At 32.2% G+C, this 25,397-nt stretch carries 22 protein-coding genes; 5 read left to right on the top strand and 17 right to left on the bottom strand.

The genetic code is table 11. The features are described 5' to 3' along the window. Positions 1–74: 74 nt before the first annotated feature. The gene (locus tag TD29_RS11760) at positions 75–518 is read right to left on the bottom strand and encodes a type I restriction enzyme HsdR N-terminal domain-containing protein (RefSeq protein WP_040280898.1); all 444 of its coding nucleotides are present in this window, start codon (positions 516–518) and stop codon (positions 75–77) included. Positions 519–622: 104 nt separating this feature from the next. On the opposite strand from TD29_RS11760, the gene holA reads away from it, so the two are divergent. Together holA and TD29_RS11750 are read left to right on the top strand one after the other, a co-directional pair. Continuing rightward, positions 623–1,627, top strand: coding sequence for a DNA polymerase III subunit delta (gene holA / locus TD29_RS11755; RefSeq protein WP_040280897.1), 1,005 nt, complete (start codon positions 623–625; stop codon positions 1,625–1,627). A gap of 127 nt (positions 1,628–1,754) precedes the next feature. After that, entirely contained in the window at positions 1,755–2,315 is a 561-nt protein-coding gene (locus tag TD29_RS11750; protein WP_040280896.1) for a type 1 glutamine amidotransferase domain-containing protein, read from the top strand. A gap of 128 nt (positions 2,316–2,443) precedes the next feature. Here TD29_RS11750 and TD29_RS11745 read toward each other — a convergent pair whose 3' ends face one another. The 13 genes from TD29_RS11745 to TD29_RS11690 form a co-directional block, all read right to left on the bottom strand. Continuing rightward, complete coding sequence (locus TD29_RS11745) at positions 2,444–3,127, bottom strand: hypothetical protein (protein WP_040280895.1); 684 nt, start codon at positions 3,125–3,127, stop codon at positions 2,444–2,446. Beyond that, positions 3,128–3,598 (bottom strand): hypothetical protein, encoded by a 471-nt coding sequence (locus tag TD29_RS11740; RefSeq protein WP_040280894.1) that lies wholly within the window; start codon positions 3,596–3,598, stop codon positions 3,128–3,130. A gap of 165 nt (positions 3,599–3,763) precedes the next feature. Next, positions 3,764–5,212 (bottom strand): hypothetical protein, encoded by a 1,449-nt coding sequence (locus TD29_RS11735; protein WP_040280892.1) that lies wholly within the window; start codon positions 5,210–5,212, stop codon positions 3,764–3,766. 2 nt (positions 5,213–5,214) lie between these two features. Further along, positions 5,215–6,405, bottom strand: coding sequence for a hypothetical protein (locus TD29_RS11730; protein WP_152611505.1), 1,191 nt, complete (start codon positions 6,403–6,405; stop codon positions 5,215–5,217). Between the two features lie 113 nt (positions 6,406–6,518). Next, entirely contained in the window at positions 6,519–6,893 is a 375-nt protein-coding gene (locus TD29_RS11725; protein ID WP_040280889.1) for a DoxX family protein, read from the bottom strand. Positions 6,894–6,912: 19 nt separating this feature from the next. Continuing rightward, on the bottom strand, positions 6,913–8,517 hold the full coding sequence (locus TD29_RS11720; protein ID WP_040280888.1) for a class I SAM-dependent methyltransferase: 1,605 nt from the start codon (positions 8,515–8,517) through the stop codon (positions 6,913–6,915). Positions 8,518–8,616: 99 nt separating this feature from the next. After that, complete coding sequence (locus TD29_RS11715) at positions 8,617–11,028, bottom strand: alpha-ketoacid dehydrogenase subunit alpha/beta (RefSeq protein WP_040280887.1); 2,412 nt, start codon at positions 11,026–11,028, stop codon at positions 8,617–8,619. A gap of 312 nt (positions 11,029–11,340) precedes the next feature. Next, complete coding sequence (locus tag TD29_RS11710) at positions 11,341–14,178, bottom strand: gluzincin family metallopeptidase (protein ID WP_052467092.1); 2,838 nt, start codon at positions 14,176–14,178, stop codon at positions 11,341–11,343. Beyond that, a complete protein-coding gene (locus TD29_RS11705) occupies positions 14,175–15,470 on the bottom strand; it encodes an endonuclease/exonuclease/phosphatase family protein (RefSeq protein WP_040280886.1) in 1,296 nt (431 codons plus the stop codon). The genes TD29_RS11710 and TD29_RS11705 overlap by 4 nt, the downstream gene beginning before the upstream one ends. Positions 15,471–15,522: 52 nt before the next feature. Further along, positions 15,523–16,209, bottom strand: a complete 687-nt coding sequence (locus tag TD29_RS11700) for an LOG family protein (protein WP_040280885.1) — start codon at positions 16,207–16,209, stop codon at positions 15,523–15,525. Between the two features lie 156 nt (positions 16,210–16,365). Continuing rightward, entirely contained in the window at positions 16,366–16,533 is a 168-nt protein-coding gene (locus TD29_RS18375; protein WP_152611504.1) for a lmo0937 family membrane protein, read from the bottom strand. Positions 16,534–16,694: 161 nt separating this feature from the next. Continuing rightward, entirely contained in the window at positions 16,695–19,523 is a 2,829-nt protein-coding gene (gene uvrA, locus TD29_RS11695) for an excinuclease ABC subunit UvrA (RefSeq protein WP_040280884.1), read from the bottom strand. A gap of 176 nt (positions 19,524–19,699) precedes the next feature. Next, the gene (locus TD29_RS11690; protein ID WP_040280882.1) at positions 19,700–20,047 is read right to left on the bottom strand and encodes a hypothetical protein; all 348 of its coding nucleotides are present in this window, start codon (positions 20,045–20,047) and stop codon (positions 19,700–19,702) included. 216 nt (positions 20,048–20,263) lie between these two features. Here TD29_RS11690 and TD29_RS11685 point away from each other — a divergent pair, with 216 nt between their 5' ends. Beyond that, the gene (locus tag TD29_RS11685) at positions 20,264–20,791 is read left to right on the top strand and encodes a hypothetical protein (protein ID WP_040281050.1); all 528 of its coding nucleotides are present in this window, start codon (positions 20,264–20,266) and stop codon (positions 20,789–20,791) included. A 116-nt stretch (positions 20,792–20,907) separates the two neighbouring features. Here TD29_RS11685 and TD29_RS11680 read toward each other — a convergent pair whose 3' ends face one another. The 3 genes from TD29_RS11680 to TD29_RS11670 all read right to left on the bottom strand — a co-directional run bounded on the left by TD29_RS11680 (position 20,908) and on the right by TD29_RS11670 (position 22,784). Then, positions 20,908–21,279 (bottom strand): hypothetical protein, encoded by a 372-nt coding sequence (locus tag TD29_RS11680; RefSeq protein ID WP_040280881.1) that lies wholly within the window; start codon positions 21,277–21,279, stop codon positions 20,908–20,910. Positions 21,280–21,340: 61 nt separating this feature from the next. Beyond that, positions 21,341–22,084: a hypothetical protein gene (locus TD29_RS11675; RefSeq protein WP_040280880.1), complete on the bottom strand. Its 744-nt coding sequence runs from the start codon at positions 22,082–22,084 to the stop codon at positions 21,341–21,343. An 88-nt stretch (positions 22,085–22,172) separates the two neighbouring features. Next, the gene (locus TD29_RS11670; protein ID WP_040280878.1) at positions 22,173–22,784 is read right to left on the bottom strand and encodes an acyl carrier protein phosphodiesterase; all 612 of its coding nucleotides are present in this window, start codon (positions 22,782–22,784) and stop codon (positions 22,173–22,175) included. A 40-nt stretch (positions 22,785–22,824) separates the two neighbouring features. On the opposite strand from TD29_RS11670, the gene TD29_RS11665 reads away from it, so the two are divergent. Beyond that, positions 22,825–23,892: an acyltransferase family protein gene (locus TD29_RS11665; protein ID WP_040280877.1), complete on the top strand. Its 1,068-nt coding sequence runs from the start codon at positions 22,825–22,827 to the stop codon at positions 23,890–23,892. Further along, entirely contained in the window at positions 23,892–25,280 is a 1,389-nt protein-coding gene (glmM, locus tag TD29_RS11660) for a phosphoglucosamine mutase (RefSeq protein WP_040280876.1), read from the top strand. Before TD29_RS11665 ends, glmM begins: the two co-directional genes overlap by 1 nt. Positions 25,281–25,397: the final 117 nt, after the last annotated feature.

The following is a 25,397-nucleotide window of genomic DNA, read 5'->3' as shown; positions in this document are numbered from 1 at the left end:
TTTTGACCTAATGCATTATTACTAATTACGATTTAAATAAATAGTGTTATAAAATCACATTTCCGAAGAAAACTTCAAGAATACTCTGGTACATCTTCTAGAAACATATAACGTTCTTTCTCAAAATCCATCATACAATAATAATGATTAATTCCGTTAGTGACCATTAAATAGGTAGCGTTTAAAGCTAAATTATAACGTGCAATTTGGTCAAATGTAGTTTGGTCAATCTTAATTTTATGCGATTTACATTCTACAATTAAATGTATACTACCATCAGTATTGAAAACTACTATATCATAGCGTTTTGATAACCCGTTAACTTTGAGTTCTTTTTCAACATTTATTAAAGATTTTGGATATTTTTTATAGTCTATTAAATAGTGTACACAATGTTGACGTACCCATTCTTCGGGTTGTAAAACGATGAATTTTTTACGAATAGCATCAAAAATAGAAACTTTATTTTCGTTACTTTTGAAACGGAATTTAAACTTAGGAAAATTTAATTCTTGCATAGATGCAAACTAGGATTTTTTCAAAGTTAACTTACAAAAAACAAATACCAAATCTCAAGTCTTATTTTTAAGATTAGAGATTAAAAAATCACAATTTTTAGAAGTTGGACGACGTAAAGCTTATTGTAGCAGATATCAAAAAAGGAAATATTAAACCCATTTATTTTTTAATGGGTGAGGAGCCTTATTATATTGATGCGATTTCAGATTATATTGAAAATAATGTCCTTGTCGAAGAAGAAAAGGGATTCAACCAAATGGTTTTATATGGTCGTGATGTTACTATTGATGACATTGTTGGTAATGCGAAACGTTTTCCTATGATGGCAGAACGCCAAGTTGTTATTGTAAAAGAAGCGCAAGATTTATCTCGTTCTATAGAAAAATTAGCAGCTTATGCAGCCAATCCTCAACCTTCTACAGTGTTGGTGATTAACTATAAGTACAAAAAGGTTGATAAAAGGAAAGCTTTATACAAAGCCATAAAAAAAACTGGTGTTGCTTTTGAAAGCAAAAAAATGTACGAAAATCAGGTTGGAGAATGGATTCGTCGTGTTTTAGCCGGACAAAACTATACCATTTCACCAAAAGCATCCCAAATGCTTGTTGAGTTTTTAGGGACCGACTTAAGTAAAATTAACAACGAACTAGAAAAACTTAAAATAGTACTACCTGAAGGTACTCAAATTTCCGCAGAACATGTTGAACAACATATTGGAATTAGTAAAGATTACAATAATTTTGAGTTACGAAAAGCGATTGGAGCAGGAGATACTCTAAAAGCATTCAAAATTGTAAAGTATTTTGCCGATAATCCTAAGGACAACCCAATGGTGATGACGGTTTCACTATTGTTTAGTTTCTTTTCACAACTGTTGCATTATCATGGTTTAAATGACAAAAACCCGAGAAATGTAGCATCTGCATTAAAAATTAACCCATATTTTGTGAATGAATATGTGACTGCAGCACGCAATTTTCCGATGCGAAAAGTGAGTCAGGTGATTTCTACATTACGTGAATTTGATGTACGTAGTAAAGGTGTACAATCTAATGCTGTACCTCAAGGAGATTTGCTTAAAGAATTACTGGTTAAGATTTTTAGTTAAGCCTTAACATCCATTAACACAAACTATTAAATCATCGTTAAACCCTTTAAAATATTGGGTTTAAGGCTATTTGTGTGTTATATTGAAGTAATCGAAATTATTAACAATAAAAACCAAAATAGTAAAAATGGAAAACTTAGAAAGAAAGAAAGTTGCAATTTTAGCAACAAATGGATTTGAAGAAAGTGAATTAAGAGAACCAATGAATGCTTTAAAAGAAGCTGGAGCCGATGTGCATATTGTATCTGAAGATTCTGGTAAAATAAAAGCTTGGGCTGATGGGAATTGGAGTAACGAATATGATGTTGACAAAACCTTAGATCAAGTATCACAATCAGATTATAATGCATTAGTCTTACCAGGAGGCGTTATTAATCCTGACAAATTAAGACGTAATGAAAAAGCTGTAAACTTTACAAAATCGTTTTTTGAAAATCATAAACCTGTTGCAGCCATATGCCATGCACCATGGTTATTAGTAGAGGCAGATGTTTTAAAAGATAGAAAAGTGACATCATTTAATTCTATCAAAAAAGATATTATTAATGCAGGAGCAAATTGGGTAGATGAAGAAGTTGTTGTAGATGAAGGATTAGTAACAAGTAGAAATCCTAATGATTTACCAGCATTCTGCTCTAAATTAGTAGAAGAGGTTTATGAAGGTAAGCATGATATGCAAACTGCATAATCTTGTATCAAATAACATGATTGAGTTTTAAACATATCTTTTATGTTGAAAAGCACAGTAACACATTTTTGTTGCTGTGCTTTTTTTTTACTCCATTTGAAATAGAATGTGTGACTACGTAAAATATATTAGTTATGAGTGGTTTTTAAAAGTTTATGTACACCAATGGCAATACCTTCTTCTATTAAATAATCTAAGTATTTTGTTTTATAATCACTTTCTAATTGGTAATCTTTAGAGACAGGGTAGACACCATTAAGTTTATAATATGAATATTTATAGAATTCTACTTCCAGTGGTTTATTTGCATAATATTCCGTGAAATAATCACGAGCTTCTGTTTTAAGGTCAGCTTTAGTTGGTGGTTTCATGTGTAGTTGTTTCCAAACAGGATCCTTAGTATCAAAATCATAGATTCTTTCGGCTTTTACAATCAATCCGTTGTCATCTAAATGATAAATAGATTGATAATGTGCACCAAATTTATCTACGTAAATGGTGTTTCCGTGTTTATCATAAGAGGTTTCTATTATAGTGTTTTCAACGTATGTATAAGTGACTTTTGCTATTGGAAAATTACCAAAACTAGAGTAAGTTCCATCCCGTAAAAATTCGAGTTGAATCACTCTATTTTTTGAATCTTTGGTTTCTTTTATGAGCTTTTTTCCTATGTTGCTAAACCATAGATCAACTACAATTGGCCTTTGGTCATTAGGTCCTGTATAAATACTATGATAACATATATTAGGAGTAGTGTCTTGAAAACCACTAAGAAGTAATAATATAACTATTAAATATTTAAAGTTAAACATCTAATAATCTTGTAATATGTTTTGGTAATCATATTGCAAATCTTCATGAAGCTTTAAAACCTTTTTTGTTATGGCTTCTATGTTACGATCATAAAGATTTGTCAACGTTGTGTTGCGACGCATAGACGGTTTCATTTCTTTTAATTTTTTACAAAAGTAGAGGAGGAGTTCAACTTCAGTCTCTTTGTTGAGCGAGTATCTAATGTACTTTTTAGTGTTTCTTAAAATTTTACGAACACTTTTTTTAATGTAGAAATAGCTATTAGTATTTATAATTTCAAATTGCTCATCAATTTCAGCTTTTACAGTTTCGATATAGCCTTGTTCGCTATCTGCTTCAAACAGTAAATAGGTGAGAAGCTCTTTGTTTTCCTTTTTAAAACGAGAAAGGCGTAGGCAAAGCTCTGCTAATTCTTCATTAGATTTATGCTTGAGTTCTTTTCTTATGGTGACTACAGATACTGCTTTCATGATTGGTGTTATGAGACTATATTATAATTCTAAAATTAATCAATTGAGTTACATTTCCGAAGAAAAATGACTTAAAACCAAAAAAGCTAGTTAGCGTACTATCTAACTAGCTTTTTTATAGGTCTTCGGAAATTTTAAATATCCAAGCTCTAGTCTATTTTAATCTTACCAAGTCATTTTATTAAACCAATAACGATCTCTGTATTGTGTGATATAATATACCATAGCGTAATTTTTTACGTCTCTAACCGTATGAGGAATGACGTTTGGTATTGTTGCTGTACCATGATCAAAAGGGATAACCCTTGGGTAATTAAATGTTTCTCTTGCATCAACAAAAAACGAATTCATTGTAATGTGGTTGTCATTGTTTGAGAACACTCGCAAGCCGTTTTCTAACACCAAAGTTGTTAATGATCCTCGTTCTTTAGCTTCGTTTTTGTATTGTTTAGAATTAAATAAAGGGATAAATCCTTTTAAAGTTCCTTTGGTATCAAAATTTACGATTACGCTAGAACCATAGGTATAAAGATAATCTAGATCTGTGGTTGTTGTATTTCCATTTTTTCTAAATTCACTATCGTACAGGTATTTTTCTCCAATCATGTAGATATCATCACCTTTAATGGTGACATCTACAACTTCAAGGCTTTTTAAATCTGAAGCATCTAATTTGTCGCTCCATTCATGAATGCCTATTAACGTTTTTGTACCTAAATCATATAAAAAGGCACCATTGTTTTCATTACCTTCTTTGCTATTGATTTTGATGATTGTTTTTTTGCCATTCCAGTAGAATCCTGTAAGCATAGGTAAACCATTAACATTAATGAGTTGCATATTCATTGGTAAAAAACCGTCTTGAGAAAAATCAAAGGTTTCAACACCTTTACCATTAAAAGCTAATAATTTATTGTGTCTACTCTTTTTGTAGGCATCAATAGTTTTGTTCATTAAAACAATGCCAGAGTTTTGTAAAAAAATCTGTTCGTTATAAGCTCTATCGCTTTCATATGATAATGTTTCGCTTTGTTCCCAAAGTAAATTGAGTTGCATATCATAGACCCAAACCTTTACTTTTTCTTGCGTTTTCTTTACGAATGGCATATTAGCAACAATGGCAAATTTAGTTTGATCTGGAGAAATAGCAATATTATAAAACCCAGATTTTGAATATTTCTCAATAGGAAATGAAGCAATTACCTTATTGTCATTCACACTAAAATTAGTATTGTTAAACACTTGAGCGTTAAGATTATGCTTAGCCGATTTTTTATCCATTACAGTAGATAAGACAATCAATTTATCGTCAATTTCTATGGTCTCTTGCAAATCTGAAGCACGCAAACCTAATTTTGGTAAATTAAAGGTCATTGTTTCTCCAGCCTTCATTTCTTGGTCGTACTTTGTAAACACCATTGCTTTGATGTTATCCATCATGACATTGTCTAAATGATGTAACGTTGTAAAACCGTAGGCAGTTGGAAAGTGTATTTTATAAATATCCTTTTTACTTTCTTTTGTAAAATGTGCACTATGCTCAGTGTTAAATACTTGAGCAAAACTAAAACCAATGGTTAAACTGGCAATTAAGGTAATTACAATTTTTTTCATAATTATAGTTTATAAATTTGCTCTTCAAGTTTTGTAAATGCGTTTTTCTCGTCGTAGTTTAAATCTAAGTTAATGCGTTGCTCTTGAAATGCAGCCAAAGTTACTTCTGCTTGTGCCTTGTCTTTTAAGTTAATGTCTACTTGCATTAAATTATAAAATAACATGATAGCAATATCTTTGTTCATTAATGCTTTTTTGTCATTGTAATCTACTTTAGCTAATTCAGAAGTCCAGATGTCTCTAACAGCCATAAGTTCTGCAGTAGCACGTTCTCTAGTTTCAGAAGAGGCATCTTTCTTCATTTTTCTAAATGCAGAAATCGCTTTAATTTTGGCATTCTCTAAAATGTCATATTCTCTTTTTTTGTTCTTCGGAAATTCTATAGTCACAGAAGATGCAACAGGAATAAAACCAAATTCTTCATTGATATAAGTGCCAATATTTGTCATGATTTTTTTAACGTTGTTTTTCTCATAACGATCTAAATTAATCGTGTTACTATTAGAAGACGTTAAAAATTGAAACTCATCATCAAAGGTTTTCTCATCAATGATAGTAGCACCTTGCATCACTTTAAGGTTTGTAGGTTGTGCGTAAAATGTTTGTCCGCCATTATCCTGAAAAGCCATTTTTGTAATATTGATTACAATTAAAAGATCACTTCCTTTCTCAAAACCTAATAACGCTACATTATCTGCCAATACTTGATTGTCAAAAATAAGATGATCATCTAAATTTGGTTGAATATATACAGGTTCTCTAGGCGCAACGTAAGTTGGTTTTGAAGGGACTTTAAGTGCTGGTTTTTTACCTTGTTCAGTTAAGGCTAAACGTTCTAGAAGTGACAACTCTTTAAAATTGGCCATTTCTTTATCATAACGTGCTTCAGCTTTTTTTACTTCTTCTTCATGACCAGCTAAACGCTCTTCAAATTCTGCTTCGCTATCTATAACGACTTGAGCATAATTTGCTTTTTCAACTTCAAAATCTGCAAGAGATTGTGTGTTAAGTTCTTCAACCGTTAGCGTATAAGGTGTTTCTACAATTACGTTGTAGGTCTTAATAGATTGATCTAAAGGGTTGTTTGGAGTTCTTAGGTTGAAAAAACCGATTTTTTCAGACATTGTTCGTTGTGCAAAACTTGACACACAAATCGCTAAGCAAGCGAAAATTAATAGGGATTTTTTTTTCATTTCATATAATTTAGATAGATATAGATGCCGTTTACATGTGAGCAAACAGCGTGCTAAAATACAATATTTAAGTCACAATTTTTGGTGAGTTACATTTCCGAAGAAAAGACTAATTATTTTATTCTGTCAATTGATAGTTTTCCTGGTCCTGCTAAAAAGATAACAACAAAGGCTAAGCAAAATAACAAAGCGTGTTCTTTGGTTGCTAAATCATCTTTAGCATGTATTACAAAAGCAGCGACAAGCATAGTTACGGCAGCAGGAATTGCAGCCCATTTGGTTTTAAAACCTACAATAATTAGTATAGGAGCAAGTACTTCACCAATGAGGCATAAAATTAATGAAGGTAATCCGCCAATGCCTAATGGATCAGGAAATTCGGCAGCATTTGATAATTTACTAATTTTTGGAATACCATGCGTTAACATAAAACCGCCAAAACCTAATCTAAGGATGAGTAATGCTAAATCTGTAAAGTTTTTTTTCATATATATATAATTGAGTTATTTAGTTACCTTTTAATAAGTTAACGCTTACGGTTGCTAGGTCGTTATTAGGGAATTTAGAAAAATAGTGTGCATCTGGATGCAAACCTGCGTGGCTAGCAACAGCATTAAACACATCAACTTCTAGAATATATTGATCGCTGTAGCCATGAGTAGCATCATAAGCAGTGGCTGCAGTTTTACCAATATTTTGAGCCACAAGTTTTGGATTTACAGTATGTAATTCTATCATTAATAAGCCAAAGCGTTCTACGTATGGTTTCCATTTTGTGAGGTGTTCTAATAGTGAGTCTTCAACCAAATTATTTGATAAGCGCTTTCCTGAACTTGCATATGCTCCAGAGGATTTACTGGTTCTTTTGGTTTCCGTTTTTGGAGTTTCCCAAATACGATTGTGATCTAAAAATGTACGTACATTAAGTAAGTCGCCAAGCTCAATGTTATAATCTTCTTTTAGATCTTTAGCTAGAATATCTGGTCTACCAATGTCTCCCCAAATGACTTTTGCCCAAATATCTGCTTTAATTAAATTAGCTCTGGTTACTTTTAAGGCAGCCTGATTAAAATCTGCACCAACCAATAGTAAGGGATATTCATCAAGCATTTTACCTCGAAGTGTTTGATGTTCTATAACATCAAATATATGTTGAATAAATGCACCATTACCACAACCCATATCTAGAATTCCCTTAGGCTGTTCGTCAATTGGTTTATTAAAAAGTTTGATAATGACTTGATCAATAACTTTAAAATAAGTAGAATGTGCACCACCACTTCCCCAAACATTCATTTCTCGATGTACATGTTTCTCTGTTTCATCTGGCGACGCAGTTTTAAGGATGTTTGCATTTCCGAAGATTAAATCATCTAAATGCACAAAGGTTGGTAAATATGAAACGGTCACTCCATATGCACTGGCACGTTTGGCGAAAAACAAGCCTTCATCTGTAAATTGGTACGTGTTTTTTTTCTTTTTAAACCATCCCAAATGTGCAAAGAAATCTAATATTTTTTTAAAACTCTCTGGGTTTTTATGATATTCTTCGGCAGTAAAAGAGGCTTCCATAAAATATTTATGAAACAAGCCATTGACGCCTAAAAGCACGATAATTGGTGCTACTATTGTGCCTTCAATATGTTTTAATAATTGGTATTCTACCACGTTGGCTTCGGAAATATCTAAGCCGAAATTTTGTTCATACACATTAAAAATTTTCTCTAATGCACTAAAGGCATCAGGACCAATGTTTTCGTTTGGGAATGAAACAGAATAGTTAAGAAGATGAACAGCTTGTTCATATAAAGGAACCAGTTCAAAAGCACGTTTACTATTTGAGTTTATGGTATAAATGATATGATCTGTTTTATTTTCTAAATGTTGGGTGAGCCAACCTTGAGAACATAATACGCGTAAAGCTACATTAAGATAGCCTTCGTTAGCGTTAAATGTATTAGTTAATGTTTTTAAATTAGCAGTGTTATGCTCTAAAAGATAATCTAATACACCTTTTTTATGTAAAGCATAAGCAGAAGTAGAAGTGGCAATACCATCTAAATGTCTAAAAATAGTACCTCTTAGTTGTTCTTTATCTTGTTTTGAAAGCATAGGTTGGTTAGTTTCCTATAAAGATAAAAAAATCTGTCAGTGTGTGACAGATTTTTAAATATTGTAAAATAGTTTTACTGAAAATGTAAAAACTATGAATTATCTCAGCTTAGGAAAATCACTAGGATTCGTTTCGTGCATGACATCGTAAACGGCTTCAAAAATGTCTTCAGCAGAAGGTTTTGAAAAATAATCACCATCGGTTCCGTATGCTGGACGATGCGGTTTTGCTGTTAATGTTTTTGGTGCACTATCTAAATGCACAAAACCATTTTGAGTATTTACGATTTCATTTAAAATATAAGCAGATGCTCCACCAGGAACGTCTTCATCAATAATCATTAATCGATTTGTTTTTGCAACACTCTTTACAATATCATGATTAAGATCAAAAGGTAATAGAGATTGTACGTCAATAACTTCTGCATCAATGCCAACCTCAAGTAATTCTTTAGCGGTTTGTGCTACAATTCTTAATGTAGAACCATATGATACTAATGTAATATCGGTTCCTTCTTTTATGGTTTCTACAACTCCAATAGGTGTTTTAAATTCACCAATATTATTAGGCATTTTTTCTTTTAAACGATACCCGTTTAAGCACTCTATAATTAGTGCAGGCTCATCACACTCTAAAAGCGTGTTATAAAATCCTGCAGCTTTGGTCATATTTCTTGGTACTAGAACATGAATACCTCTCACTAAATTTATAATACCACCTAACTGAGATCCAGAATGCCAAATACCTTCTAATCTGTGACCTCTTGTTCTAATTATTAAAGGTGCTTTTTGCTTTCCTTTAGTTCTATATTGTAACGTTGCTAAATCATCACTCATGATTTGTAACGCATAAAGGATATAATCTAAATATTGAATTTCTGCAATAGGACGTAGGCCACGCATTGCCATCCCAATACCTTGTCCTAAAATTGTAGCTTCTCTAATGCCAACATCTGCAACACGAAGTTCGCCATATTTTTCTTGAAGTCCTTCTAGTCCTTGATTAACATCACCAATATTTCCAGAATCTTCTCCAAAAATTAAGGTTTCAGGATAATTATTAAAAATAGCATCAAAATTATCTCTAATTACTAATCTCGCATCAACAGACTCAGCATCGTCATCATACGTTGGTTTTACTTCTTTAGCATTTATAGCCGACCATTTAGATGCGCTGTGTAAATGAGAACTGTATGTTGGTTGAATTTCTTCAAAATAGCTGTTAATCCAATGCTGTAGTGTTGTTTTTTCAGGAGACTCTTCACCAACAAGGTATCGTAATGCTTTTCTGCAAGCAGACATGACATCTTTTCTTCCAGGTTCTTGTATTTCAACTAAATCATTGATAGTTTTCGTAATAAAGGCACGATTAGAACTTTTTTGAGAAGCCGCTTTAATCAAAGTAACAGCCTTAGTTCTTTCATCTAAAATTGGTTTTAAAAATGCATTCCAAGCTGCTTTTTTACCTTGTCTTACATCTTTTTTTACATTTTTATGCACAACGTCTAATTCATCTTCTGTAGCGATGTTGTTAGCTATCATCCATAATTTCATTTGGGCAATACAATCATGTTCTTTTTCCCAATCTAAACGCTCTTTACTTTTGTAACGTTCATGACTGCCAGAAGTAGAGTGGCCTTGTGGTTGTGTTAATTCTATAACATGAATTAAAACCGGTACGTGTTCTTCACGAGCAATACGTTCTGCCTTTTGATAAGTTTCAATTAAAGCCGTATAATCCCAACCTTTAACTTTTAAAATTTCATAACCATTATTATGCTCATCTCTTTGAAAACCTTTTAGTATTTCTGAAATGTTTTCCTTTGTAGTTTGGTGCTTTGCATGAACAGATATTCCATATTCATCATCCCAAACACTTATTACCATTGGTACTTGTAAAACACCTGCAGCATTAATAGTTTCAAAAAATAAACCTTCACTTGTACTTGCGTTACCAATGGTTCCCCAAGCAATTTCATTACCTTCAACCGAAAATTTTGTAGTATCAATACCTTCAACATTTCGGTAAATTTTGGATGCTTGTGCTAAACCTAATAATCTTGGCATTTGCCCAGCAGTAGGAGAGATATCTGCACTAGAATTTTTTTGCTTAGTAAGGTTTTTCCAATCACCATCATCCTCTAAACTATGAGTGCCAAAATGGCCACCCATTTGTCGTCCTGCACTCATTGGATCTGCTTCAATAGACGTATGCGCATACAACCCAGCAAAAAATTGTTGGATAGTTAATTTGCCAATAGACATCATTAACGTTTGATCACGATAGTAACCCGATCTAAAATCTCCATTTTTGAACACTTTAGCCCAAGCCAGTTGAGGCACTTCTTTACCATCACCAAAAATTCCAAACTTAGCCTTACCAGTAAGAACCTCTCGACGACCCAACAGACTACATTCTCTACTAATTAAAGCGGTTTTGTAATCGCTCAAAATTTCATCTTTGAAATCTTGAAAAGTTATCTCTGAAGTCCCTTTAGTTTGTGTCGGCATAAGTGTGAATTATTAGCTGCAAATTTAGCAAAAATTTGCTTATGTTACAACCATGAAGATTGTTATAATATTAAGAATATGATAAAAAAAAACGGTATTTTAAGAATATTTAGTAATTATTTGCAAATATTAACAGTTCTGTTAAGGATTTTTTAATGAGATTGGCCGTTGTTATACTGCAAATTACAAATTCTTGATTATACTTATGCAGATACTCTTTAATATGAAGTGGCTCTTCGGAAATAGAAAAGTGTTAAAGTTTTTTGAGAAACATATAATTATTATAAACTATTATGGGTTTAAATAAAGCGTTTAATACCATTTTCGTCTAAATAATCCTAATAATGCTTGAGGGTCTAATGTAAATTTAATTCTGATTTTTTGGTCGTAATGAGGTTGACCAACTTCCCAGCCTAGATTAGAATAAATAGGAAAGTAGAGCTCAAAATAATCGGTTACTAAATCTAATTTTATACCAGAGTCGTATACAAAAGCAGGCTTATGTCCTTTGTTTTTTACAACACCTAAATCTCCATAAGCTTCAATGTATTTCCAAATCGTTGTACTTACGTTTGCGGTTGTCATCCATTGATTGGCAAATGGTGTTTCTAATTTGGATTTAAAGCCACCTTCGGCAATTATAATTTGCTGACTAAAAACTCCTGAAGCTTCAGAGCGACCTAAATAATTATAATCAAATAAATAATCTGTTGGTCTATCAAGAGCGAAACTAAAATAGTCTGAATTTAAATCGGTTTTATTATACAAGAAAGTTCCTGCAAATAAGCGTAAGTTAAACTGCCTATTGCTTTCTGATAATTTTCTATACTCATAATTTACAGCAACTTTTCCGAATTTATTGGCAAATTGTACATCATAATACCACTTATTAAAATTAACTAATCCCGGATTTGAACTCACATAACGTAAATTTAATACGCTATAATCTGGATCTAATAAATCTTCAATTACAGCATTTTCTCCTACTTCTCTTGATATGTCTAGAAAACGAAGGTTTAAATATTTTGATTTGTCAGATCTAAAGTCATTGTTGTCTCTAAAATAGAAGGAAACGCTAGGCGTATAAACTTTTACAAAGGAATCTTCGGCAAATGAGTTGTATTTTGCATTGATGCCATAGGTTATTCTATAGAGGTCAAAATTTTCGATATGATGTGTATAGTATAATGAGCCACCTCCAGTTAAGGTTTTTGATTTTGTAGCATATTGAGGTGAAAATTTATAATTTAAACGTTTTCTCAATACCGTTTTATTATAAAATTTTGCACCAATAGTTAAGCCGTCATAAATATTGTTAAACTCTACTAAAGGCATTAAAAATAGTTGATTATAGTTAGGGTCTTCTATGTCTTTAAACAGTCTAAATTGAAACGGTTTATTGTTAAATGGGAAGCCTTTTAATGATTTATAATTGTCTCTTAAATTAAATTCTGGGATGGTATTATCATAATTAAGGGCAAGTTTTTCTGTGCTATTTCTAGGTAATACTATCGTACTATCTTCTTTTATATTGTTAATCCAAGATATTGACGCAATGGTATCGTTTTTAAATGTAAACAACGATATTGGCATGGCGTTGTCACGTTTGTTTCTAATAGTAAACTTAATAGAGTCTTCGGTTTTTTCTAAATCTTTGAGTTTAAAATCTATCTTTTTACTAGAGTCTATATAATCTGTAAAAAACCAGTTTATATCTTTCTTGGTTTTAGATTTGATGAGGCTCTCAAAACTTGTAGAGTTTGTAACTTTTAATTGGTTGTTTTTTAAATACTCATAAATTGTGGTTTCTACCACATTAGAATTTACATAATTATCTAAATATCGTAAACCAATTCCTGCTTTATATTTTCCTGCGATATTAGCATTATATTTTAGTAATGAATCTTTTGAAGTGGTTAAGGCTTGATCGCGATTATTTCGCACCATTTGCATAAAAAAGAGATTGAATTGATCGTTGTATTTAAGATCGGAAGCGTGAAAAGATCGAATACCCCAAAAATTTGCTAAAGTCCCTAAGAGTCTTGTGTTTGGGTAATAGGTTTCAACATATTTCATTAAGAAATATATTTGTATGCCATCTCTTAGCCAATAGTCTTTTCTAGGATTTATAAGTAATGTGTTTTCTAAATACTTATTAAGTGCTGTTTTTAATAATTTTAATTCATATTGAAAATTATCAGGAAACGGACGAATAAAATCTGGCAATTGATTTAAACCATACAAGGGATCTTTTTTATAATCATCTTTAGTGATAAGCAGGCGCTCATGAGGATATTCTCCTAATGTTTCTGTTATAAAGCGTGTAATTTTATCTGTGATGATTGCTTTTTCTTCGGAAGTAATGCCGTCACTAGACAGATTTGAGAAAATGGTAAAATCGTCGGTTTGAACAAATTTAAAATCTGAAAATTTCTTGAGTATCAAATGTGTGTTAACACGCTCTTTTCCGAATAAAAAATACGTTTGTTTATCGCGTGTTTGCCTAATATCTAATGTGTTAAGCTCTGAAATTAATTGATAGTTTAACGGGAATTCTATTTGAAATTTTAGATCTGCTTTTGGAATAAATAAATCATCTAGATTTTTATTGCTGTAATAGTTCCAGTCGCCATTATAAACAACAGGAGTAATGTACCAATATTTTAAATTTAAATCTTTATTTGGGCTAATGCCATAACCAGTAAAACTATCATCTGGCAATACCAAATCATAGGTTAAAGATATGTCATAAGATTGATTTGGTAGTAACGGTGTTTGAAGCTGAACAGAAATGACATCTGGAGAGGCTTTTAAATTCTCATAATCGAGTGAGTTGCCATTTTGATCATTAATATTAGTAATAATTGTGTAACCTCGCTGTTCACTTTTTGCAAAATGAAACTTGTCGTTAAACTCTTCTGTAAATCGTTTTGCTAATGGTGTTTTTTTTGTGGAATAGGAATTGTTCCAATCATTAAGATATATAATTGACAAAGTATCATTACTTTCATTTTGATACACAATACGTTCTTTAACTTGTATGGTTTTAGTTGTAATATCAATAGAAGCAGTAAGGTCAATGCTGTTTTGGCTAAAAACAACACAACTCCAAAAAAAGATGGCGATACATAGAAAAGAATTTTGTCTCAATGGGTAACTACAAATTTTAATGGTTTAAACTGAAATTTTGAACTTGTAATATAATAGATGCCACTGCTAAATTGTGAAGCATCTATTGATATTAACGAATTATTAACGTCAACAGTTTTTACAACTTGCCCTAGACTATTAATTATATATAGTTCTAGTTGGTTTTGTAAGCTTAAATCTATTTTTAAATTTAAGGTATGCTCAATAAGGTTAGATCCTAGAATAGCAATCATTTCTTGAGTACTTAATTCTGGGATACTTAATGATTGATTGGTTTGTAGTTGTAATGTAACGGGAAGATGATCACTAAAATTGTGTAATGCATCACGAGTGGCAAATGAAAACTCTGTTCCAGAGCAATCTAACGAATTGATAGATTGATTATAGCAATCTATATTTTCATTATTTCCGTAAACATCGTAGCTCCCTGAAATAAACGACAGGTTAGGGTTAGAGGTCATATTTTCTGAGGTCATAATAAAATCAAAACGGTCATCAAAACCTCCTGTTGTTCCGCCAAGTCCTGTTTGAGTGCGTGTAGATTGTGTCATAACATCAACATAATTAGGGTTATTATGCCAACTGCCAATACGATTTGCAGGATCTACTAATACAATGTTATTAGTTGGATCAATAAGTTTTTGAAATGCAGGCTCAGAGTTTGTGTACACATTAAAATCTCCTGCGAGTATAATATTACTGTCTGCAGGTAAGGTGTCTAGATAACTGTATAAATCTTCAACCATTGCCAATCTAGATTGTTGATTTGTTGTGCCACTAGAGGCTTTTAAGTGACAAACAAAAACATCAAGAACAATTGGTGTTGTAGATTGTTCAATAGAGTTTATTTTTAATTGATAATGGTTAAAATCTCTAAAAATCGTTGTGATGACATCTTGACTTTCTAAAATGAATTTAGAACTATCATAATACATTAATTGCTGTAAATCATTTTGATTACCTATATTATCATCTGAGGTGTTGAGCGTAAATGTTGCGCTTTCGTAATTTGGATTTATAGCTTGAAGAGAACTCAAAATTGCCATTGCTCCAGAACTATTATTGAGCTCACATACCATGAAAAGATCGGGTCTGTAATCCTCTAATATAAATTCTAAATCATTAATTCTATTAGGCACAGCATCTTCTAAAGGGAAGTTAAGTACATTATAAAACATGAGTTTAAAATCTGTTTGTCCACATACAGACGAGATTGATAGGAAACCTGTAAATACAAATAAAAGTAATTTCTTAATCATAGCGTTAATCGTGAAATCTATTTGAGAATTCATCTTGACTTCTATCAACACAACAAAAGTCAAGATGATTTTACTATTTACAAGTTTAGAAATTAGGACTTAAGCCATAATCTTTATAGAAGTTATCTAGTATTGTAATCACTTCATCGGTAGAATCAACCAAATGAATTAAATCTAGATCTTTAGGGCTAATATTACCGGCTTCTAAAAGTGTAGATTTAACCCAGTCCATTAATCCACCCCAAAAATCGATTCCAACGAGAATGATTGGAAATTTTTCAATTTTGTTGGTTTGAATCAACGTCATTGCTTCAAAAAGTTCATCTAAAGTTCCAAAACCTCCAGGCATTACAACAAAGCCTTGAGAGTATTTTACAAACATGACCTTACGAACAAAGAAATAATCAAAATCTAAACTTTTATCGTTGTCAATGTACGGGTTATCATGTTGTTCAAAAGGTAATTCTATATTTAATCCTACCGAAGTTCCTCCAGCAATATGCGCTCCTTTATTTCCTGCTTCCATAATTCCTGGGCCACCACCTGTGATAACGCCATATCCATGGTCTACAATTTTAGAAGCCATTTCTTCTGCTAACTTATAGTATTTATGATCTGGCTTTGTTCTTGCAGATCCAAAAATAGAAACGCATGGCCCAATTTTACTTAGTTTTTCATAGCCATTTACAAATTCTCCCATGATTTTAAAAATCGCCCAAGAGTCATTTGTTTTGATCTCATTCCATCGTTTAGTATTTTGTTCTTTTCTCATATATGTTTAATATTTTTAATCTTGACATAGCCACAAATTTAAGTGAAAAGAGGTTAAAATCAGTAAGAATTAGTGTTTTAGTTACGTGATTTATAAACAAAAAAAGAGCTATCTAAATTAATAGACAGCTCATGATATACATTTCTAATTGTTAACCTATAGTGGCTTACGTCCTGAAATAATATTATATAGAATTACAATAACTGCAATTACTAATAATATATGAATTAAACTATTTGATCCAATTCCAGGGATGATTCCCAAAAGTCCAAGTAACCAAGCGATTATACAGATTACTGCTACTAGCCATAAAATACTTTTCATAATTGTTTAGTGTTTTTGTTATACTCTAATATACACCAAAGTACGTCTCAATAAAAATTATGAAAGCGATAGAATTAACATATTACTCGATAGAGGACGAATTCGGTTTTTTTACCCTTTCTATAGAACAATAACTTCGGAAATGTGCCTAATTATAAACTTTATAGCTCCTTTTTTAGAAATTTAGCAGTATAACTCTTTTTATCTTTTATGATTTGTTCTGGAGTGCCTTTAGCAACGACTTCGCCACCTCCTTGACCACCTTCGTAGCCAATATCAATAATATAATCACATAGTTTTACAACATCTAGATTATGTTCAATAATTAAAACGGTATTGCCTTTGTCTACTAATTCATTGAGAACAAGCATTAAGACTCTTATATCTTCAAAATGCAAGCCTGTTGTAGGTTCGTCTAAAATATAAAAGGTATTACCAGTATCTCGTTTGCTTAATTCTGTGGCTAACTTAATACGTTGTGCTTCTCCACCAGATAGCGTCGTGCTTTGCTGCCCCAGAGTTATGTAACCTAAACCTACATCAACAATTGTTTTTAATTTTCTATGAATTTTAGGGATGTGCTCAAAGAAATCTACAGCCTCACTCATCGTCATGTCTAGAACATCGCTAATAGATTTTCCTTTGTATCTAATTTCTAAGGTTTCTCTATTAAAACGTTTGCCTTGACAGGTTTCACATTCTACATAAACATCTGGTAAAAAATTCATTTCTATAACTCGTAAACCACCTCCTTGGCATGTTTCACAACGGCCACCTTTTACATTAAAACTAAAACGTCCTGGCTTATAACCTCTAATCATGGCTTCAGGGATTTTAGCAAATAAACTACGAATCTCATCAAAGGTTTTTGTGTAAGTAGCTGGATTACTTCGTGGTGTTCGTCCAATTGGCGACTGGTTAATGTCAATAACCTTGTCACAATGCTCCAAACCTTTTATGCTTTTGTAAGGCATTGGTTTTTTTACACCATTAAAATAGTAGGCATTCATGATAGGGTATAACGTTTCATTAATTAAGGTTGATTTTCCGCTACCAGAAACACCAGTGATTCCTATCATTTTTCCTAACGGAAGCTCAATGGATACATTTTTTAAATTATTACCAGTACAATTTTTTAATACTATTTTTTTACCATTGCCTGTTCTTCTTTTCTTCGGAACAGGTATTTCTCGCTTCCCATTAATATAATCTGCGGTTAAAGTGTCGTGTGTTAACATTTCCGAAGGAGTACCAATACTTATAATTTCTCCACCAAATTTTCCTGCTTTTGGTCCTATATCAATCACATAATCTGCGCGCTCAATCATATCCTTATCATGCTCAACGACAATAACAGAGTTGCCAATATCGCGCAGTGAAACTAAGGAGTTAATTAATTTTTCATTATCGCGTTGGTGCAAACCTATACTTGGCTCGTCTAATATATAAAGTACACCAACCAATTGAGATCCAATTTGCGTGGCTAATCTAATACGTTGGGCTTCGCCACCTGATAGTGACTTTGAGCTACGATTTAAAGACAAATAATTTAAGCCTACGTCTAATAAAAAGTTTAATCTTGCTTTTATTTCTTTAACAACTTCTTCGGCAATTTTTAATTGAGTTGCACTTAATTTGTTGTTTAATGTTGAAAACCAATCGGCCAAATCTACAATATCCATATTGGCTAACTCGGCAATATTAAAACCATTAACTTTAAAGTAAAGCGATTCTTTTCTCAATCGAGAGCCTTCACAAGTAGGACATTCTACTTTGTCCATATAGTCTTTTGCCCAACGTTTTAATGAAGTTGTTTCGGCATTTTTATATTGACTTTCAATAAAATTAGCAACACCTTCAAAATCGATTTTATAATCTCTTGTGACGCCTAAAGTTTTACTTTCTACTGAAAACTTGTCGTTTCCGCCATATAATATCATTTGTTTAGCTTCCGAAGGAATACTTTTGTAAGCATCATTTAAATTAAAATCAAAACGCTGTGCTATGGTTTCAAACTGTTTAAAAATCCAACTGTTTTTTTGTGGACCATGTGGAGCTAAAGCACCAGCTTTTATAGAAATGGAATCGTCTGGTACAATCTTTTGTTCATTTACCTGATACAAAGTGCCAATACCATTACAGGTTTGGCAAGCGCCTTTAGGAGAGTTGAAAGAGAAGTTATTGGGTTCTGGGTTTGGGTAGGAAATCCCAGAGGATGGACACATTAAATTACGACTAAAATAACGCACTTCATTAGTGTCATGATCAAGCACCATAAGTACATCGTCACCATGATACATGGCAGTATTTATTGTTTCGGCTAAACGTTTATCATTATCATCGGTATCATCAATTTTTAATCTGTCAATAACGATTTCAATGTCATGCATTTTGTAACGATCTAGCTTCATACCTTTAACTAGATCTCTAATATCACCATCTGCTCTTACTTTTACAAAACCTTGTTTTGCAATTTGTTCAAACAATTCTCTATAATGACCTTTACGCGAACGTATAACAGGAGAGAGGATATTTATTTTTTTGCCTTTATAACTCTTTTTTATTAAGTCTTTAATTTGTTCGTCACTATAACTTACCATTTTCTCACCAGTATTATAACTGTAAGCATCACTAGCTCGAGCGTAGAGTAATCTTAAAAAGTCATAAATTTCGGTAATGGTGCCAACAGTAGACCTAGGCGATTTACTAGTTGTTTTTTGCTCTATAGCAATAACAGGAGAAAGCCCATCAATTTTATCTACATCTGGTCGTTCTAATCCGCCAAGAAACTGTCTCGCATAAGCCGAAAATGTTTCGATATAACGACGTTGACCTTCGGCATAAATGGTATCAAAGGCAAGTGATGATTTCCCACTACCAGACAAACCTGTAATCACAACAAGTTGTTCTCGCGGAATTGTAACATCAATATTTTTTAGGTTGTGAACTCTAGCACCTTGTACCTCAATTGCATCATCAAATTTGGTCATAAATCTATAGGTATATATGTTTTAATAGCAAAAGTGCAAAGGTACAGATTTTAGTTATTATTTTAAGGTGAAGATAATGACATCAATTGGCACATAATAAAGACTAGTTATTGGTTGTCAAAAAAAAAATGTGACGTATTAACGACACATTTTCAATATAATAATGTTTATGTTTTCTACGGAATTGATAGTTCACCAGATGCTATCGATTTACTATAATTAGCTTTAACTTTAGATAAGTATCCAAAAAATTTGGTGTCATCTTTTCGTTTTAAAATCACATAAGTAGATCCGTCTTTATTGGTTTCAATTTTAGATACAACCACAGTAGTTCCATACACACTTTTGTACCCTGTTACAGTACCTCGTTTTATTAAAATATTGGGTTTAGGAAAATCTATGTGATGATATGTTTGCGCTTTCGGTTCGTTTATTTGTAAAATATCACCAATTTTAGGTGTTTCTTGAGCAAATGAAATACTAAAGAATCCTGATAATAAGAATATGAATAATAGTTTTTTCATAATATAAGTGGTTTTTATTGCGAATAATTCAAAAATAGTTAAAAATAACGATAGCTAATATTCATTTTGTAAATAATTAACAGCTTTTAAATCTTTACTGTTTTCGCGTCTTGTGCTTGTTGTTAGTATTTTTTAGTTATCCATAATTTATTAAGATATCAAGACTGAATTTGTAATTAAATGTCTATTTTAGTTTTCAAAATAAACAATAAAATTATGCAATTATTAGGAATAGGATCAAGAATAAATCATAACGAATTTGGAAAAGGTGTCGTTACAAATGTCACATCAAAACAGTATTGGGTGACGTTTATGGACAGCGGATTAGAAACCATAGACCTTAATAGTGATTTTGAAGTTATTGAAGCCTGTGAAGATGACGTCGATACCATCAGTTTTGCTGAAGTAGAAAGCAGTCTGGTTCATATTCTAAAAAAATGGAGCGATACGTCTGAAATCGTAAACATTTCAGATAAATGGAAAGGAGGAAAGCTCATTCTAGAACCAGGAGATACTAGCTTGCAAGGTAAAGAAATGGGAATTGATAGTTTCTTTCATAAAATCACAATGGTAAGAGATCGTTTACGTGTCATGGAACAAAAAATTAATTCGAGTAAAAATCTTGACGAACAAGAAAAAATCGATTTACAACAATATATCACACGTAGTTACGGCAGTTTAACAAGTTTTAATGTCTTGTTTAAAATGAAGACGCAGCAGTTTGTTGGGCAGAAGTCTAAATAATTTTCAGTGTTCAGTGTTCAGTATGTAGTGGAAGTTTAATGCTAATTCAGTAAGATTTTGGTATTTAAATAACGATAAAACGCTTTCAGGTTTTTGTGTTACAACTTCTACTTGAGTTACGACTTCAAAAAATAGGCTTTTCTAATCAAAACACCATAAACCACCAAAGGAACTAACAAGCAAATCACCACAGAAGCAGCAGTATAATCCATACCAACAAGATTAAAACCTCTTAGAAAATCTGCCGAAATATCAAAAAGCTGGTTAGAAAATTCTGAGAAATCTTTTATACCTATAAGTAAAAGAATAATTACTCCCGAAAACCCAACTTTAAAATAGTGCTTTCCTTTTATTTTGTCAATTAGAAAAGTCCAACTCAAAGGTATAAGAATAAACCAGACAATAATATTAATTTCCTTGTAGCTAAAACCAGTAAGTTTTGAGAGAAGCATTAGGAATTCGTATGTAAGTTCAAAAATCTTTTTCATCTAATTATGAATACAATAGTCTAGATTCAAATATGAAACTCACAATTTTGATGCACCAATCTCACTGAAAACCGTCAACTGAAGACTGCTTACTCGTTTCTAAACCTTCAATCTCTAACCCAAAAGCCAAAAACTTATGAAAAGTTGGTAATTCGGCTCCAGTATCTGTCGTTTCCCAATCGCTCCATGACGCTTCCAAACCATCAATAGGTAAAATATCAACCCACATTTGGTAGCTTTTAGGTTTGCCGTTGTCATCCAAATGCCATAAATAAGAATCTCCAGGCGTTGAGCCACCATTGGTATATGTGATTAAAAGCGCGTCTTTATTGGCTTCTGTTTTTACCAGTCTGCGTTCTACACCATCATCAAAAACTTTGTAAGGAGCCACGAGCCAAAAAGTATCATTGTTGAAATAATCAACTGCGCTTTGAATGTATTCTTGAGCATCATCTCCTATATATTTTTCTTCGGAAATGTAAACACTAGACTTGTCGTTATGTGCCAAATCTAATTCTACTTTAATATTTTTCCAATAAACCTCACAAGTGTTGTTAGCTTTACTCCATTTATAATGGTGACGTTTTTTGAAAGTAAACTCTATGTAATCTGTAGCTTGGTAAGCTTCATGATTAAGAGCGTTCAACATATTTGTAGCCAGTTGGTCTGCAGCAGGACCTTGTTCTCCTGTTGGTAAATCTTCATTGTATTTAAAATACATAAATGCAAAGAAAAGTAGCGTAGGCAACGTGAAGAAGATGATAACTCCTCCTATAATTTTAAGAATTTTTTTCGGTTTAGGCACGAGAGATATTTTTTACAAAGTTACTATTATTCTAGGGAGATTCACAGTGTTTTTATGAACACAACTCACATTAATAATAATCTTGAAACTAAATTTTAGGAGTGTTTAGTTGTGTTTCTATACGTTGTAAGGTCTCATTACTAAACACAATCAGTTCTTTAAAAAATGAGGTGAACTCTTCTTCAAACTCTGTATAGAATTCTTGAAGTTCTACAGTTGCTGTGTTCATTCCAGATTTAAGTTTGGTTCTACGATTCATGCCATCTAAAACCTTTTGAATTCCCTCAATTTTAGCATAGCTTAATAACCAATTGTCGGCAATCATGTGTGGCATCATTTTTTGAATTCTTACAGGTAAAGTTTCATAATTGTCTTCTAATAAATCATAAAAACTTTCAATATAATCAGGTAGAGGGATTTCAGAATAATGGTTCCAGTTTTTTGCCAAAAAGTGATCGTATAAAATATCAACAATAACTCCACTGTAATGGCCATAATTTTTATGCAAACGTTTTGTGCTCAATCGTACCGTTGGATGCGCATCTGTAAAGGTGTCAATTTGTCGATGTAATAAAATGCCTTTTTGAATAGCAATTGGATATTTTTTATAGTGTTTTCCACGTATACCATCAGCAATAAAATTACCAATTGTAATTTGCTTATCATTATTTGAAAGAAAAATATGGGCTAAAAAATTCATTCAATAAATATATGTATTTTTGAGTTCTAAACGCTTACACTTGGATAGATTACCAAATTTAGATCCCTTACGTTTTTTATTGGCTTCGTTGGTATTGTTTTTTCATATTCCGCAACTAAGCAGAAATCAAGGACTTCCATATTTTCTAGATGCACCCATTTTTAATAGAGGTACAGAAGCCGTGTATATGTTTTTTGTATTAAGCGGATTTTTAATCATCAGGCTTATATATAGATATAAACAACGTGATGATTTTTCTATTCGGAAATTTTACATACGTAGAATTCTTCGCATTTTCCCGTTATACTATCTCATAATCATATTTGGGTTTACATTTTATTGGCTCATTTTACCAGCTTTAAACATTCCATTTGAAAACAACTACAACCTAGGAGAAGGTGTGTTACTCACCACTTTTTTTCTTCCCAATATTTTTGGCAGACTCTACGAACCTGGCGGAATTTTAGAAGTACTGTGGTCCATTGGCATCGAAGAACAGTTTTACATACTTATTGCTCCTTTGTTGTTTTTTATTAGAAAACATAGAATTTTACTCGCCTTATCTGTTTTAACTTTAGCATATTTTATAGTATTTCATTTAGACATTTTCGAAGCATTACAACGTTTTCAGTTTGTTTATTTTTTCCTCTTCTCTGGTGGTATTGTAGCAATTTTAGAGGAAAAGCACAAGTTGGAATTTTTAAAAATTTCCGCAGGTATTCCGATACTTATAATCATAGCAACCAGTTTATACTTTTTTACCGATTTATTTAGGTTTAACGAGCTCTGGATGCGTAATGTAACAACGACATTATTATTTGGGTTGTTTGTACATACCTTGGCTCATAATAACTTCGGAAAAGTGCTCAACCACAATTTTCTCAACCATTTAGGACATATTAGTTACGGGATTTACATGTTTCACGTCATTGCCTTAAATTTTGTCGTGTTTTTTATGCTTAAAATCCAAGAACTCAAAATTTTTAACGCTACAATAACCATTTTTTTAATTTATATATTGACTTTTGCACTAACCATACTTTTAGCACATATTAGCTATAAGTATTTTGAAACTTATTTTTTAAAACTGAAAACAAAATTTAGATAATGACACTTATAAAATCAATCTCAGGAATACGTGGAACCATTGGCGGAACTGTTGGTGATAATTTAACTCCAATAGATGCCGTTAAATTTGCATCGGCTTATGGTACATGGATAAAACAACAACGCGATAAAGAAAATTATAGAGTTGTCGTTGGTAGAGATGCGAGAATTTCTGGAGAAATGATTCAAAACTTAGTGATGAATACTTTGGTAGGTCTAGGAATTCATGTTATTGATCTTGGTTTGTCAACTACACCAACTGTAGAAATTGCTGTACCTATGGAACATGCAGATGGTGGTATTATTTTAACAGCAAGCCACAATCCAAAACAATGGAATGCACTCAAATTATTAGACGCTAATGGCGAATTTTTAAATGGAGTAGAAGGTGCTAAAATCTTAGCATTAGCCGAATCTAATGACATGGCATTTGCTGAAGTTGATGATTTAGGTGAAATCACAATCAATGATGCTTATATTGATTTACATATTGATGAGGTTCTAGATATGGAGTTGGTAAATGTAAAAGCCATTGAAAAAGCAAACCTGAAAGTAGTTGTTGATGGTGTGAATTCTACAGGTGGAATTGCAATTCCGTTATTATTAGAACGATTAGGCGTACAAGCTGTGAAATTATATTGTGACCCAACAGGACATTTTCCTCATAATCCAGAACCGCTAAAAGAACATTTAACAGATTTATCTCAAGCTGTAGTAAAAGCCAATGCCGATTTTGGTATTGTGGTAGATCCAGATGTAGATCGTTTAGCGTTTATGGACGAAACAGGAGAGATGTTTGGAGAAGAATACACCTTAGTAGCTTGTGCAGATTACGTGTTAAGTAAAACACCAGGAAATACGGTAAGCAATATGAGTTCTACACGTGCTTTACGTGATATTACAGAAAAACATGGCGGAACCTACGAAGCAAGTGCAGTAGGCGAAGTTAATGTGGTTAACCTCATGAAGAAAAACAATGCGATAATTGGTGGTGAAGGAAATGGCGGAATTATATATCCTGAATCTCACTACGGAAGAGATGCACTCGTGGGTGTCGCTTTATTTTTAAGTTTATTAGCAGAAAAGCAAATGAAAGTAAGTGCGCTTAGAGCAAGCTATCCTAACTATTTTATGAGCAAAAAGAAAATACAATTAACGCCAGAGCTGGATGTTGATGCCTTGCTTGTGGCTATGGAAAATAAATATGCCGAAGAAAAATTAACAACCATTGATGGTGTAAAAATTGACTTTGCGAATTCTTGGGTACATTTGAGAAAAAGTAATACTGAGCCAATTATTAGAATTTATACTGAAGCACCAAGTCAAACTGAAGCAGACGATTTAGCAGATCGTATCATTTCAGAAATAAAAACTATTGCCAATATTTAGTATCTTTAAGCGTCGTAAATAGTATAAAATTATCGTTACCTTGAACTTGTTTCACGCTCACTCATAAATAAGTATATGATGAGATTATGAATTATATAGAACGACGAAAAAGTAAAT

The sequence above is a fragment of the Psychroserpens damuponensis genome, assembly GCF_000826655.1.
Lineage (GTDB): Bacteria > Bacteroidota > Bacteroidia > Flavobacteriales > Flavobacteriaceae > Psychroserpens > Psychroserpens damuponensis.
This window is presented reverse-complemented; position numbering and strand designations above follow the sequence as displayed.

Coding starts and splice junctions, on each gene's coding strand:
- TD29_RS11680 (WP_040280881.1), bottom strand. CDS start 21,279: ATGAAAAAGATTTTTGAACTTACATACGAATTCCTAATGCTTCTCTCA.
- TD29_RS11750 (WP_040280896.1), top strand. CDS start 1,755: ATGGAAAACTTAGAAAGAAAGAAAGTTGCAATTTTAGCAACAAATGGA.
- TD29_RS11730 (WP_152611505.1), bottom strand. CDS start 6,405: ATGAAAAAAAAATCCCTATTAATTTTCGCTTGCTTAGCGATTTGTGTG.
- TD29_RS11740 (WP_040280894.1), bottom strand. CDS start 3,598: ATGAAAGCAGTATCTGTAGTCACCATAAGAAAAGAACTCAAGCATAAA.
- TD29_RS11715 (WP_040280887.1), bottom strand. CDS start 11,028: ATGCCGACACAAACTAAAGGGACTTCAGAGATAACTTTTCAAGATTTC.
- TD29_RS11720 (WP_040280888.1), bottom strand. CDS start 8,517: ATGCTTTCAAAACAAGATAAAGAACAACTAAGAGGTACTATTTTTAGA.
- TD29_RS11725 (WP_040280889.1), bottom strand. CDS start 6,893: ATGAAAAAAAACTTTACAGATTTAGCATTACTCATCCTTAGATTAGGT.
- TD29_RS11705 (WP_040280886.1), bottom strand. CDS start 15,470: ATGAATTCTCAAATAGATTTCACGATTAACGCTATGATTAAGAAATTA.
- TD29_RS11670 (WP_040280878.1), bottom strand. CDS start 22,784: ATGAATTTTTTAGCCCATATTTTTCTTTCAAATAATGATAAGCAAATT.
- TD29_RS11700 (WP_040280885.1), bottom strand. CDS start 16,209: ATGAGAAAAGAACAAAATACTAAACGATGGAATGAGATCAAAACAAAT.
- TD29_RS11690 (WP_040280882.1), bottom strand. CDS start 20,047: ATGAAAAAACTATTATTCATATTCTTATTATCAGGATTCTTTAGTATT.
- TD29_RS18375 (WP_152611504.1), bottom strand. CDS start 16,533: ATGAAAAGTATTTTATGGCTAGTAGCAGTAATCTGTATAATCGCTTGG.
- TD29_RS11735 (WP_040280892.1), bottom strand. CDS start 5,212: ATGAAAAAAATTGTAATTACCTTAATTGCCAGTTTAACCATTGGTTTT.
- TD29_RS11685 (WP_040281050.1), top strand. CDS start 20,264: ATGCAATTATTAGGAATAGGATCAAGAATAAATCATAACGAATTTGGA.
- uvrA (WP_040280884.1), bottom strand. CDS start 19,523: ATGACCAAATTTGATGATGCAATTGAGGTACAAGGTGCTAGAGTTCAC.
- TD29_RS11745 (WP_040280895.1), bottom strand. CDS start 3,127: ATGTTTAACTTTAAATATTTAATAGTTATATTATTACTTCTTAGTGGT.
- glmM (WP_040280876.1), top strand. CDS start 23,892: ATGACACTTATAAAATCAATCTCAGGAATACGTGGAACCATTGGCGGA.
- TD29_RS11760 (WP_040280898.1), bottom strand. CDS start 518: ATGCAAGAATTAAATTTTCCTAAGTTTAAATTCCGTTTCAAAAGTAAC.